Origin of the sequence: Streptomyces sp. NPDC005423 (assembly GCF_040606415.1) — a bacterium.
Classification (GTDB): Bacteria; Actinomycetota; Actinomycetes; order Streptomycetales; family Streptomycetaceae; genus Streptomyces.
The window spans coordinates 102,647-115,381 of the sequence record NZ_JBEXET010000015.1; the positions used below are offsets into that span (position 1 = coordinate 102,647).

Consider the following 12,735-nt stretch of genomic DNA (forward strand, 5'->3'; position numbering starts at 1 on the left):
CCGCCTTCCCGCGTCCGGGCACGGGTCACGTTCCGTGGGTCCACTCCAGCAGTCGCTCCGCCGGCCAGGTGTTCACCACCCGTCCGGCGGGCACCCCGCACTCCTCCGCGCGGGCGCAGCCGGCGAGCTGCCAGTCGAGCTGCCCGGGAGCGTGCGCGTCGGTGTCGACCGAGAACAGCGCGCCCGCCGCCACCGCCCCGCGCAGCAGCCGTCGGGGCGGATCGAGCCGTTCGGGGCGGCTGTTGATCTCCACGGCGGTGCCGGACTCGGCGCACGCCGCGAACACCTCGTCCGCGTCGAACTCCGACTCCGGCCGCGCGCGCCCGCCGTCCCGCCCGATGAGCAGCCGCCCGGTGCAGTGGCCCAGGATGTCCGCGTGCGGATCGCGTACGGCGGCCACCATGCGGCGGGTCATGGCGCGGGCGTCCATGCGCAGCTTGGAGTGGACGGAGACCACCACCACGTCCAGCCGCTCCAGCAGCTCGGGCTCCTGGTCCAGCGAGCCGTCGTCGAGGATGTCGCACTCGATGCCGGTGAGCAGCCGGAACGGCGCCCAGCCGGCGTTCAGGTCCGCCACCACCGCCAGCTGTTCGCGCAGCCGCTCGGGGGAGAGGCCGCGCGCCACGGTGAGCCGGGGCGAGTGGTCGGTCAGCACCGCCCACTCGTGGCCGAGCAGGGCGGCGGTCCGCCCCATCTCCTCGATCGGGCTGCCACCGTCCGACCAGTCGGAGTGCAGATGGCAGTCCCCGCGCAGCAGCGCCCGCAGGCTCTCGCCGCCGGGCGCGCGCGCCGGCGGATCCGCGCCCTCCAGTTGCTCCAGATAGGCGGGCGTGCGCCCGGCCACGGCCTCCGCGACCACCTGCGCGGTCTTCGGCCCGACGCCTTTGAGGGACTCCAGCGTCCCGGCCGCGGCCCGCTCGGCGATCTCCCCGTCGGGCAGCGCCGCGAGGATCCTGGCCGCCGTACGGAAGGCGCGGACCCGGTACGTCGGGGCCAGGGACCGTTCCAGCAGGAAGGCGATCCGCTCCAGCGCCGCCACGGGCTCCATCGCGGCCTCCTTCTTCCGTCCGGGACCGGCTGCCGCCCTTCTGGCTCCATTTCATGACCGAAAGCGCCGGTCCGCATCTCCCGGAGCGTCGATCAGGGTGCCGGTCCCGGCGGAGTCCCTACGCGCTCAGCCGACCGTCCACTTCTGGTTGGCGCCGCCCGTGCAGGTCCAGAGCTGGAGGCGGGTGGAGTTGGCCGAGGTGTTGCCGGTGACGTCGAGGCACTTGTCGGCCTGCGGATTGACGATGTCGTTGGCGGCGGATACCGCCCATTTCTGGTTGGGGGTGCCCGCGCAGTCCCAGAGCTGGACGGTGGAGCCGTCCGCGGTGCCGTTGCCCGTCACGTCGAGGCACTTGCCGAGCGCGCGGATCGTGCCGTCCGAGCCGACCGTCCACTGCTGGGCGGCGGTGCCGTTGCAGTCGTAGAGCTGGACCGGGGTGCCGTTGGCGGAGTTGGCCCCCGCCACGTCCACGCACTTCCCGGCCAGGCCGTGGATCGCCACCCCGGCGGCCGTGTCACTGGTGGTCACGGAGACCGAGTCCACGACCAGCTGTGCGGGGAACGCGGTGGAACCGTCGGGGTCGCCGGGCCAGTAGCCGCCGACCGCCAGGTTGAGGATCAGGAAGAACGGCTTGTTGAACGCCCAGGTGTTCCCGCCTACGTCGGCGGGCGTACGCGTCTCGTAGACGGTCCCGTCGACCGACCAGCGGATCGAGTTCGGCGCCCAGTCGACGGCGAAGGTGTGGAAGGCGTCCGCGAACGCCTGGCCGTTGGGCAGCGAGTAGGCGGCGCCGATGCCGGCCGAACCGGAGTAGCCGGGTCCGTGGATGGTGCCGTGCACGGTGGACGGTTCGAAGCCGACGTTCTCCATGACGTCGATCTCGCCCGAGTTGGGCCAGCCGACCTGTCCGATGTCGTTGCCGAGCATCCAGAACGCGGGCCACATGCCCTGTCCGCGCGGGATCTTCATCCTGGCCTCGACGTGGCCGTACTGGGCGCTGAACTTGCCCGAGGTGTTGAGCCTGGCCGAGGTGTACTGGCAACTGCCGTACCAGCACTGGTAGTTGGCGGGGTTCTCCTTGCGGGCGGTGATCACCAGATGGCCCTGGCCGTCGAGAGCCGCGTTGTGGGTGCCCGAGGTGTAGTACTCGCGCTCGTGGTTGCTGACGTTGTCACCGGTCTCCATCGTCCACTTCGAGGAGTTGACGGCGCTGCCGGCGCCCCCGTCGAAGGTGTCGGAGAAGGTGACGGCGTCCGCCTGGGCGGCGCCCGAGCTGTCCGCGTGGGCGGGACCGATCGCGGCCGACGCGACCAGCGCGGCGGACAGGGCGGCGAAGAGGCAACTGCGGAGCAGGCGTGGGGAGGCCACGGCTCTCCCTTCCGTACGGCGCTCCGGGGGGAGCGGAGCGCCGACTCAGGTGGGGGGTGAAAGCGTCGCCTCTTGATTTAAGGAGTGAGGTAAGCCCCCGTCAATACTTTGGTCCGGACCAGTGAGTGATCGTCACGAGGTCGCTTCGCGGGCCTCCGTGGCCTCCACCGTCCTGGTCACCTTCCGCGCGTGCACGGCACGGCCGAGCCGCCGCCCCAGGAAGAGGTAACCGAGCAGCGCGCCCGTGGTGTTGAGGATGACGTCGTCGATGTCGAAGGCGCGGCCGGTGATCAGCGCGCCCTGCGCGAACTCCACCGCGAGCATCACCAGCGCGGTCAGCAGCAGCACCCGCAGGATGCCCCGGGCGCGCGGCGCGAGCACCGGGACGAGGATGCCGAAGGGGACACCGAGCAGGACGTTCCCGCCGACCTGCTTCACGGCGCTCCGCAGTTCGGGCTGGTCGAGATAGGCCTTCAGGGAGCGGCCCGGATGCAGGTTGGTGTGCACCAGCGACACGGAGGCGGGGGACGGCTCCAGGGTGACCTTGGCCAGGGCGACGGCGAACGCCACCATGAAGCCGAAGGCGAGGAGCATCGCCAGGATGCGCAACGGCCAGGCCATCGGCCGTCGTTCGACCCGGGTGACGGTCGGCTTCGGCCGGCGCGACGCGAACCTCCGCCCCGTCTGCGGCTCGGGCGCGGTCTTCGCCCCGGTCCCCGCCGCGGTGTCCGGGGCGGTCTTGGGCGCGGTCCTGGTCCAGGGACCGCGCAGGCGCGAGACGACGGTACGGGCCATGCGGTGGGGCCTCCAGTCTGGGAAAAACTGCGTGGCAGGGCGGATACCCGGGAACCGGCCGGCGATGCGTCGCCGGCCGGAGAATCCCCGGCGCGAATTCGGGTTCTGTACGGCGTCGGTGCGTGTACGGCGGGCGGGTCACGTCTTCTTGTACGAGACGTGCACCTCCTTGAAGCCCAGCGAGCCCAGCAGACCCTGGAGCATGCTGGTGGTGTTCGTCTCGGCGCGTGCCGTCAGCCCGCTGTCCTTCGCCGCCTCGCCGATGTGCTTGACCGCGAGCTGCTGCACGGCGTGCTCGCTGTTGGGGTTGTCGGAGAAGACGTCACCGAGCCGGTCGAGCAGACCGCGCTGCTTGGAGACCGTGTAGGAGTGGTCGGCGTCGAGAGCCGGCTTGCCGAGCGCCGCGTGCGGCAGCCGGATCGTGGCCGAGGTGCGGTCGGAGTTGACCGTCACGTCCTGCTTGCCGAGCTTTCCGAGGTCGACGTACGCCTCCACGGTGCCCGCCCCCACGTACAGGGTCCGGGTGCCCCGGATCGCGCTGGGCAGGTACTTGGCGTCCTTCTCCAGGTCCACGACGACCTGGAAGTTGCCGGACGCCGCGTCGTAACGGCTCATGTCCTGGATCGACTGGAGCAGCGCGGGCCCCGACCGGTCGTGGGTCTCGGTGCCGAACAGGTCCCGCAGGCCGGGGAGCACGGCGAGCCGGATCCCGGCGAACAGTACGGCGATCACCAGGACGACGGCAGTCACCACCTTCGCCCAGCCGGGCATGCGCCTGGGCAGACGCCGGATGGATGTCGTCATGTGCACGGTCCTCTCTCTCCTACGGACCGGATGCCCGCCAAATGCCTTGCCAGACTGCATTATTGGCCTCTTGATGAAACCGGGCGGCGGTGAGGGGGGCGTACCGGCGCGAAGTCCCCTGCCACGCCCGCCGGTGCGCGCTGGTTCCTGGCGTTTCCTGACCGTATCTCCCGCGACGTGCGCTAGCGAGGCCGTACTTCGCGGTCGCCCGACGGCCGGGACCACCACACGCCCTCGCCGTGGGTGAGGCCGGGCAGCCGTAGCTCCAGGTCGCGCACCCGGCGGGCCGGCAGCTCGCCGGTGATCACCCACGCGGTGGTGCCGCCCGTCGTACCGCCGAACTCGGCCTGGGCAGCGGCCAGTTCGGCGGTGACGGCGGCGAGCGCGTCGAGCGGGACCTCCGCCTCGAACGTTACGCAGGGCTCGTACAACCGTGTTCCCGCGCGCCGTAGCGCCCGGCGCAGCACGACCGGCGTGAGACCGCGGAAGTCGGCCGCCGTGCTGAGCGGGCCGACGAAGCCCGAACGGGTCAGGGTGACGCGGTAGTCCGTGACGGGCGCACCGGTCGGACCGGTCAGCAGGGTCGCGTGGACGGTGTCCTCGATCGCCTGGTGGAAGGCGCGGGGGAGCGCGCCGAGCTCCGTCTCGTAGCGGAACTCCCCGCCGGAGCCGCGCTCGCCCGGCTCGACGCGCAGCCCGATCGTGGCCCAGTAGCGGATGCCTTCGTGCCAGGGCAGCTCGGCGCGGTGCTCGCCGGTCCCGGCCGGGCGCTCCAGGAGACGGACCCGACTGGGCTCGAAGTCCGCCTCGACACCGTAGTCCTGGGCGAGGGTCGCCGCGAGCACCTCCTTCTGGACCTCGCCGTACAGCAGCAGCACGGTGGCCCCGGCGGCGGTGGGACGCGCGTGCAGCAGCGGGTCCTGGTCGGCCAGTGCCAGCAGGGCGGTACGCAGCGCCGCCGCCTGTCCGGGGCGGCGGGCGAGTACCACGGTCTCCAGCGTCGGCGGCGCGAACTGCGGTGTCCCTTCGGTGAGTTCGCCGAGGCGGTCACCGACACGGATGTCCTTGAGCCCGGTCAGCGCCCCGATGTTCCCGGCGGTCAGCGGGCCCGGCCGCCCGACGACGTCGAGCCGGGTGACCCGGCCGGAGACCTCGCGGGCGCGGCCGTCGGCGCCGAGCCGGCGGAACGTGAGCCGCTGACGGGGGGCGACCACCCCGTCGTAGAGCCGCAGATACGCCGTCCGCTCGCGGCCCGGGCCGGGGCGTACGGCGAAGACGGTGCCCCGCGGGGTGGCCGGGCCGGAAGCGGTGGCCGGGGCGCTGGTGGCGGGGAGCAGCCGGAGCAGGCCGTCGACCAGTTCGGGGACGCCCTGGCCGCCGAGGGCGGAGCCGAAGTAGAGCGGGTGGCAGGAGCCGTCGGAGGTGCGGGCGGCGAGGACGGCGCGGACGGTGTCGGGGGCCGGTTCGGGGCCGTCGACGACCGCCGCGAGGAGACCGGGGTCGACCTCGGCGAGCGCCTCGGCCGTGGCCGCGCGCACGACGGGGTCCGTCAGCGGGCGCGGCAGCACCCGGGCGGCGGCGGTGCCCAGGCCCGTGACGTCCGTGAGCGGCACGATGTGCGGGGTCAGCAGGCGCCGGACGTCGGCGAGCAGCCCCTCGGCGCGGGCGCCCGCGCGGTCGATCTTGTTGACGAGGACGAAGGTGGGCAGCCGCAGCCGTCGCAGCGTCCTCATCAGGACCCGGGTCCGGGCCTGCACGCCCTCCACCGCGGAGAGCAGCAGCACCGCGCCGTCCAGCACCTCCAGGGCCCGCTCCACCTCGGCGACGAAGTCCGAGTGGCCGGGGGTGTCGATGAGGTTGATCTGGGTGCCCCCGACGGTGAACGCGGCGACGGCGGAGCGGACGGTGATCCCGCGCTGCCGCTCGATCGCTCCGTCGTCCGTGCGGGTGTCACCGGCGTCGACGCTGCCGAGCCGGTCGATCGCGCCGTGGTCGAAGAGCAGCCGCTCGGTGAGGCTGGTCTTACCGGCGTCGATGTGGGCGACAATTCCGATGTTCAGGGTGCGCATACGCGGTCGAGTCCTCAAGAACCGTCATCCAGTGGGGTCGCTGGTGGATTCCGAGGAGTCGGCGCATCTGGAGCTCCTGACAGGGGGAACGTACGGGCCGGGCCATCATGGCGCGCCCGCATGGGCGGTCCGCAACCTGTTTTCCCGGGTCAGTAGCATGAGGCACGGCCGGGAATGATCATGCGAGGAGCAGATCGTGCGAGACATCGCCGTGTTCAGCGGGAGTGCCCACCCCGAGCTGGCGAAGGAGGTCTGCGCGCATCTGGGAGTGCCGCTCAGCCCGACCCGCGTCAGCCGGTTCGCCAACGACTGCCTGGAGGTACAGCTCCAGGCGAATTGCCGGGAACGGGACGTCTTCATCATCCAGCCGCTGGTCAAGCCGGTGCAGGAGAACCTCGTCGAGCTGCTGCTGATGTGCGACGCGGCCCGCGGCGCCTCCGCCGGGCGGATCACCGTCGTCATGCCGCACTACTCGTACGCCCGCTCCGACAAGAAGGACGCCCCGCGCATCTCGCTGGGCGGCCGGCTGGTCGCCGACCTCATGGTCGCGGCGGGCGCGAGCCGGGTGCTCGCCATGACCCTGCACTCCCCGCAGGTGCACGGCTTCTTCTCGGTGCCGGTCGACCATCTGCACGCGCTGCGCGAACTGGCCGCGCACTTCCGGCGCTACGACCTCTCGCGCACCACCGTCGTCTCCCCGGACCTCGGCAACGCCAAGGAGGCCGCCGCGTTCGCCCGGCTGATCGGCGCCCAGGTGGCCGCCGGCGCCAAACAGCGGTTCGCGGACGACCGGGTCACCATCAGCTCCGTCATCGGGGACATCGCCGACCGGGACGTCATCGTCCTGGACGACGAGATCGCCAAGGGCAGCACCGTCCTCGAACTCCTGGACCGGCTCCGTGAGTTGGGGCCGCGCTCGATCCGGGTCGCCTGTACCCACGGGCTGTTCGCGGCGGGCGCGCTGAAGCGGATCGGCGAGCAGCCGGACGTACTGGAGATCGTGTGCACCAACACCGTGCCGGTGCCGGAGGAGGAGCGCACCGACAAGCTCCGGATCCTGTCCATCGCCCCGGCGCTCGCCGAGGCGGTGCGGCGCATCCACAACGGGGAGTCGGTCAGCGCCCTCTTCGACGAGCCGGCGAGCCGAGGTGTGTGACCGTCCGCTCCTGAAGCGGTGGTGGTGGGTGACGGTCCGCCGTCAGCCGCCGCGCGGTCAGAACGTGCCGGAGGTGGTCTCCGGCTGCGCCAGGGCGGCGTCCAGGCTCGGCCGGGGCGGCAGCAGCCGGTTCAGCCCGGTGACCCGCAGGACGCGCAGCGTCAGCGGGTCCGTGCAGAGCAGATGCAGCCGGCCGTCGTGGGTGAGCGCCCGCTGCCGCGCCCGGTACAGCAGCCGCAGTCCGGAGCAGTCGAAGAACTCCACCGGCCGCAGATCGATCACGACCCGCGCGCCCGGCCGCCCCGTCACCCGGTCCAGGTACGGGGCGATCTCCATGGCCGCTGCGATGTCGATCTCGCCGCGGAACTCCAGCACCGTGCACCCCCGGTCCTGATGGACTCGGAGATGCCGGGTGAGCGGTGCGGGATCATGCTGCACGGCCACATCGCCTCCAACCGGGTCTCGTTGCTGGGGTGTTGAGCGCCAGAACGGCTCCCCGCACTGCAAGTTACCCTCGATGGAGTGAATCTGAGCAAGTTCGATTGACATATGTCTGCTAAACGCGGGCGCACTTGGCTGTGAATCGCCGGACCGGACTAGGACAAGGCGTGCCAAGTCCTGGAGAGTGCCTGGCGGAGCTGGTCCGCCTGGCGCGCTGTGAGATCGCGCACCATCCGCGCTTCCAACTGTCGCACGGGCTCCGCGCACCCCGCCAGCACCTCGCGCCCCTCTGCGGTCAGCGAAATCAGCAGCTCGCGGCGGTTGCGCGGGTTGCGCTCCCGGCGGATGAGCGTCCGGCTCTCCAGGGAGCGCACCAGATCGGCGGTGGACTGCGCGGTGACGAAGGAGTCCCGGGCGAGCTGCGCCGCCGACAGTCCGTCGTGGCGCTCCAGCACGGTGAGCGCCGTGTACTGGAGCGCGGTGATCCCGTAGGGCCTGACCAGCTCGTCCAGGCGGGACCGGACGGCGAGTTCCACCTGCTTGACCATGTACAGCAGGGACGGGGGTGTCTTCTCCGCCCGGGGTTCCGCTTCGGTGCCGTCCATGGACGCAGCCTAGTAAGGCTGCCAGGAGTGCCGTCCGTGCCGAGGCCTGGTCCCAGGGAGGGCGGTCAGGCCTGTGCGCACGTCCTGACGGGGATGTCAGTCGACCACCAGGACCAGCTTGCCCGTGGTCCGGCCGGTCGCGCCGAGCGCGTGCGCCTCGGCGGCCCGGGCCAGCGGGAACGTCTGCGCCACGGTCGCCCGCAGCTTGCCCTCCTCGACGAGTTCCGCGATCGCCCGCATCCCCGCGCGGTCGGCGTCGACGAGCATCCTCGCCGCCCGCATGCCGAGCCGCTCGGCCTCCTCGGGGAACTCCGCCGAGCCGATCGGCACGATCGAGACCACGATCCCGCCCGGCCGCAGCACCCGCAGCGACCGTACGGAGGTCTCGCCGCCGAGCGTGTCCAGGACGACGTCGACGTCCTTGACCACCTCGGCGAAGTCGGTCTCCCGGTAGTCGATCGCCTCGTCCGCGCCGATCTCCCGCAGGAAGTCGTGCTTGCCCGCGCTCGCCGTGCCGATCACGTACGCGCCGCGTGCCTTGGCGATCTGCACGGCCACGTGCCCGACCCCGCCGGCCGCCGCGTGGATCAGCACCCGTTGGCCGGGCCGCAGCTCCGCCGTCTCGACCAGGGCCTGCCACGCGGTCAGCGAGACCAGCGGCAGCGCGCCCGCCTGGACGTGGTCGATCCCGGCGGGCTTGTGGGTGAAGCCGCGGGCCGGGGCGGTCACGTACTCGGCGTGCGAGCCGTGCCCGAAGGGGTAGGACAGCATGCCGAAGACCTCGTCGCCCGGCGCGAAACGGGCGACGCCCACGCCGACGGCCTCGACCGTGCCGGAGACGTCCCAGCCGAGGACGAACGGCGGCTCGCCGAGGAAGCCGCCGGTGGCGCGGTGCTTCCAGTCGGTCGGGTTGAGTCCGGCGGCGCGGACCCGGACCAGGATCTCGTTGGGACGCGGCGACGGCCGCTCCACCACCGCCTCCTGGAGGACCTCGGGCCCGCCGAGGACGTTCTGGGTGATGACTCGCATGGTGTTCACAGTGCTCATGGTCAACCAGCTTGGCGGCTGCCGCCCGACGGGAAAATGGCACGATGGCCACCCTTCGATAGGATCGTGCCATGCAACCTCCGGAGCGGGTCGTGGTCCTGGCGCTCGACGGCGTCTATCCCTTCGAGCTGGGCATGCCCAGCCGCATCCTCGGCGCGGCCGACGGCAGGTACGAGGTGCTGACCTGCTCGGTGGACGGTCGACCGGTGCGTGCCAACGCCGACTTCACGATCACCGTCGAACACGGGCCGGAGCTGCTGAGGACGGCGGACACGGTGATCATCCCGGCGGTCGACGCGTCGCGCGTCACCGCCGAACCGGCCGCCGAGGTCACCGCCGCGCTCGCCCTGGTCCGGCCCGGGACCCGGTACGTCTCCATCTGCACCGGCGCCTTCGTGCTGGCCGCGGCCGGGCTCCTCACGGGCCGCACCGCCACCACCCACTGGAGCCTGGCGGACCGGTTCCGCGAGATGTTCCCGCGGATCACCCTCGACCCCGGAGTGCTCTACGTCGACGACGGCGCCGTGCTGACCTCGGCCGGCGCGGCCTCCGGTGTCGACGTGCTGCTGCACCTCGTGCGCCGGGACCACGGCAGCGAGCTGGCCACCAAGGTCGCCCGCCGCTGTGTCGTGCCGCCGTTCCGCGACGGGGGACAGGCCCAGTACATCGAGCAGCCGATGCCCGAACCCGGCGTGACGAGCACCGCCGCCACCCGGGACTGGGCCCTCACCCGCCTCGACGAGCCCCTCGCCCTGGCCGACCTGGCCCGGCACGCCGGGATGAGCCGGCGCACCTTCGCCCGCCGCTTCAACGAGGAGGTCGGGCTGAGCCCCGGCCGCTGGCTGATCCAGCAGCGCGTGGCCCGGGCCCGTCACCTCCTGGAGGCCAGTGACCTGCCGGTCGACCAGATCGCCGGCCAGGTCGGCTTCGCGACGGGCGCGTCCCTGCGCCAGCACCTGCACGCGGCGATCGGCGTCTCCCCGCAGGCGTACCGCCGTACGTTCCAGACGACACGCTGACGACGAACGGCCCGCTCGGTCCGCCGCATCCGGCCCCAACTCCCGCCTGCTGCACGGCACCTGGGGCACGCTGACGGCGTACATCCGGGTCGGTCTGCCGTATTCGGGCCCCCACTTCCGCCTGCTCTACGGCTTCTGTGGCACGCTGACCACGAATGGCTCGGCCAGTCCGCAGGACCCGGCCCCAACTCCCGCCCGCTCAGCAGATCTTGCGGCACGCTGACGGCGTACATCCGGGTCGGTCTGCTGTAACTGACCCCAACTCCAGCCTGCTCAAAGGCTTTTGCGGCACGCTGACCGCGCACGTCCGCGTCGGTCCGCCGTACCCGAACCCCAACCCTCGCCTGCTCAGCGGCTCCTGTGCAGCGTGACCAGCAACTGCCAGACCTGGTCGGCGATTTCGTCGGCGGTCGCTTCGAGCAGCCCGTGCAGCCAGTCGGCCAGCACGCCCGCGAAGGTGGCGGCGACGGCCGACGCGACGAGGGGAGCGTCGGCCGCGCCCGCGAGTTCCCGCTCGCGGAGGCTGTAGGCCCGCAGGTCCCGGTGGAGCACCCGGCCGAGCGGACCGCCGCCGCCCGGCGTCAACAGGGCGCGGTACAGGGCCGCGTGAGGCACCAGACCGGCGAAGAAGAGCGGCAGGGCGGGCGGCGCGTGGACCGGGTCGGGGCGGCCCCGCCAGGCGTGCAGGGCCTCCACCGCGTCCCGGACCACGTCGGCGCACGCGTCGACGGCCAGCGCCTCAAGGTCGGCGTAGTGGACGTAGAACGTGGCCCGCCCGACCCCCGCCCGGCGCACCAGTGCGGCGACGCCGACCTCCGCCAACGGGTGTTCGGCGCACTCGTCGAGGAGGGCCTCGCGCAGTCGCGCCCGGGTGCGGGCGGCCCGCGGGTCCTCGGGCGCGGGGCGGCTCACCGGGCGATCAGGACGGCGGCCAGCGCCACTGCTCCGGGCAGCGCCTGGGCGAAGAGGATGCGCCGGTTCGCCGTGGCCGCGCCGAACGCGCCGGCCACCACGACGCAGACGAGGAAGAACACCTGGACCCGGAAGCCGGTCGGATCGGCCGCTATCAGGCCCCAGACCAGACCGGCCGCCAGAAACCCGTTGTAGAGCCCCTGGTTGGCGGCCATCGGCGCGGTCGCCCGGGCCAGCTCCGGATCGAACCCGTGCAGTCCCCGACCGGGCTTCTTCTCCCAGAGGAACATCTCCATCACCAGGATGTACACGTGCAGTGCGGCCACCAGCCCCACCAGCACATTCGCGACCGTGTTCATGAGCAGACGACTCCTCTGTATCCGCGCGGGGTGCCCAGATGTTCAAGACAGGTGTCCATCATAGCTGGACGGGTGTCCATGTGAAAGCGGGGCCCGCTCGTCGCGTACCGGGCGCGGGCGCGGGCGCGGGAACGGCGGCGGAGTGAAAGCGGAGGACGGGGATATCCGGTAGGGAAACGCGGCGGGGTCCCGCCCGCACCGTCCCACGGAGGAACCATGGCACTCGTGATAGCCGGTCACATCGTGCTCGACTGCGCGGAACCGGAGAAACTCGCCGTGTTCTACACGGAGTTGCTGGAAGCGGTCCAGACGGAGGCGACGGCCAACCGCGTCGAGATCAGCGCCCCGGGCGGAATCCAGATGGCGTTCCGACGCGATGTGAACGCCGCCCCGCCGAGCTGGCCGCGCCCGGAGAACTCCCTCCAGGCCCATCTCGACTTCCTGGTCGAGGACTTGGACGAGGCCGAGCGCAGGATCATCGGGCTCGGCGGCCGTCCGCTGGACACCAAGGACTTCTCGGGCCCGTACGAGGAACGCGGTTACGCCGATCCGGCCGGGCACTCCTTCACGCTCCGCCTCCTCACCCCGACCGCGCCGAAGCAGGACTGAGGCCGCGGGAGGGCGGGGCCGAGAACCGGAGCGGGCCCGGGGGTGAAACGCCACCCCCGGGCCCGCTCCCGTACTACGCGCTGGTCAGTCCCGGCCGCCCTTGTCCTGGGCCGGCCAGGTCCCCGTGGAGCGCTCGATGGCCTTCGCGCCGGAGCGGTCCACGACGCCGCGCACCACCGCGAACAGGGCGCCCTGCACGGCGGCGGCGAGCAGGATCTCGCCCCAGCCCCGGTCCCGGTCCAGCGGGTCCGGCGCGTCGTCCTCATGCCGTACGGCCTTCCATGCGGCACGGAACGCGCGCGCCGCCAGAGCCCCGCTCACGGCGCCGAGCACCAGCCCGACGGGTTGGTAGACGAGCGGGAGTTTCTTCTTCTTGGCCACCTGGATCTCCTCTGCGTGCCACGTGTTCGGCAGACCGACCGTGCCACCGGAACGCGGTGCGCGGTAGTCCGGCGCGAGGACGCACGCACCTCGACGGGGCACGGAACGGCCCCGCCGCGACG

At 72.2% G+C, this 12,735-nt stretch carries 14 protein-coding genes; 3 read left to right on the forward strand and 11 right to left on the reverse strand.

The annotated features are described in order from the left end of the window. Positions 1-25: 25 nt before the first annotated feature. From ABZT12_RS18255 to otr(A), 5 genes are all read right to left on the reverse strand, one after another. Complete coding sequence (locus tag ABZT12_RS18255; RefSeq protein WP_356384879.1) at positions 26-1,048, reverse strand: PHP domain-containing protein; 1,023 nt, start codon at positions 1,046-1,048, stop codon at positions 26-28. A 126-nt stretch (positions 1,049-1,174) separates the two neighbouring features. Continuing rightward, entirely contained in the window at positions 1,175-2,416 is a 1,242-nt protein-coding gene (locus ABZT12_RS18260) for a family 16 glycosylhydrolase (RefSeq protein ID WP_356384882.1), read from the reverse strand. A 132-nt stretch (positions 2,417-2,548) separates the two neighbouring features. Further along, positions 2,549-3,037, reverse strand: a complete 489-nt coding sequence (locus ABZT12_RS18265) for a VanZ family protein (protein WP_356385033.1) — start codon at positions 3,035-3,037, stop codon at positions 2,549-2,551. A 312-nt stretch (positions 3,038-3,349) separates the two neighbouring features. Then, on the reverse strand, positions 3,350-4,015 hold the full coding sequence (locus tag ABZT12_RS18270; protein ID WP_356384885.1) for a DUF4230 domain-containing protein: 666 nt from the start codon (positions 4,013-4,015) through the stop codon (positions 3,350-3,352). A gap of 182 nt (positions 4,016-4,197) precedes the next feature. Beyond that, complete coding sequence (gene otr(A), locus ABZT12_RS18275; protein WP_356384888.1) at positions 4,198-6,084, reverse strand: tetracycline resistance ribosomal protection protein Otr(A); 1,887 nt, start codon at positions 6,082-6,084, stop codon at positions 4,198-4,200. A gap of 196 nt (positions 6,085-6,280) precedes the next feature. On the opposite strand from otr(A), the gene ABZT12_RS18280 reads away from it, so the two are divergent. Beyond that, on the forward strand, positions 6,281-7,240 hold the full coding sequence (locus ABZT12_RS18280; RefSeq protein ID WP_356384891.1) for a ribose-phosphate diphosphokinase: 960 nt from the start codon (positions 6,281-6,283) through the stop codon (positions 7,238-7,240). A gap of 57 nt (positions 7,241-7,297) precedes the next feature. Here the strand turns inward: ABZT12_RS18280 and ABZT12_RS18285 are convergent, their stop codons facing one another. From ABZT12_RS18285 to ABZT12_RS18295, 3 genes are all read right to left on the reverse strand, one after another. After that, positions 7,298-7,678, reverse strand: coding sequence for an anti-sigma factor antagonist (locus ABZT12_RS18285; protein ID WP_356385036.1), 381 nt, complete (start codon positions 7,676-7,678; stop codon positions 7,298-7,300). Positions 7,679-7,836: 158 nt separating this feature from the next. Next, the gene (locus ABZT12_RS18290; RefSeq protein ID WP_356384894.1) at positions 7,837-8,286 is read right to left on the reverse strand and encodes a MarR family transcriptional regulator; all 450 of its coding nucleotides are present in this window, start codon (positions 8,284-8,286) and stop codon (positions 7,837-7,839) included. Between the two features lie 96 nt (positions 8,287-8,382). After that, a complete protein-coding gene (locus tag ABZT12_RS18295; RefSeq protein ID WP_356384897.1) occupies positions 8,383-9,333 on the reverse strand; it encodes an NADP-dependent oxidoreductase in 951 nt (316 codons plus the stop codon). A 71-nt stretch (positions 9,334-9,404) separates the two neighbouring features. Here ABZT12_RS18295 and ABZT12_RS18300 point away from each other — a divergent pair, with 71 nt between their 5' ends. Next, complete coding sequence (locus ABZT12_RS18300; RefSeq protein ID WP_356384900.1) at positions 9,405-10,352, forward strand: helix-turn-helix domain-containing protein; 948 nt, start codon at positions 9,405-9,407, stop codon at positions 10,350-10,352. Between the two features lie 348 nt (positions 10,353-10,700). Here the strand turns inward: ABZT12_RS18300 and ABZT12_RS18305 are convergent, their stop codons facing one another. Both ABZT12_RS18305 and ABZT12_RS18310 read right to left on the reverse strand, forming a co-directional pair. After that, positions 10,701-11,264, reverse strand: a complete 564-nt coding sequence (locus ABZT12_RS18305) for a TetR/AcrR family transcriptional regulator (RefSeq protein WP_356384903.1) — start codon at positions 11,262-11,264, stop codon at positions 10,701-10,703. Continuing rightward, on the reverse strand, positions 11,261-11,623 hold the full coding sequence (locus ABZT12_RS18310; RefSeq protein WP_356384906.1) for a DUF1304 domain-containing protein: 363 nt from the start codon (positions 11,621-11,623) through the stop codon (positions 11,261-11,263). Before ABZT12_RS18310 ends, ABZT12_RS18305 begins: the two co-directional genes overlap by 4 nt. Positions 11,624-11,839: 216 nt before the next feature. Between ABZT12_RS18310 and ABZT12_RS18315 the strand changes: the two genes are divergently transcribed. Next, positions 11,840-12,232 (forward strand): VOC family protein, encoded by a 393-nt coding sequence (locus ABZT12_RS18315; RefSeq protein ID WP_356384909.1) that lies wholly within the window; start codon positions 11,840-11,842, stop codon positions 12,230-12,232. 84 nt (positions 12,233-12,316) lie between these two features. Here the strand turns inward: ABZT12_RS18315 and ABZT12_RS18320 are convergent, their stop codons facing one another. After that, a complete protein-coding gene (locus ABZT12_RS18320; RefSeq protein ID WP_356384912.1) occupies positions 12,317-12,613 on the reverse strand; it encodes a DUF4235 domain-containing protein in 297 nt (98 codons plus the stop codon). Between the last annotated feature and the right edge of the window lie 122 nt (positions 12,614-12,735).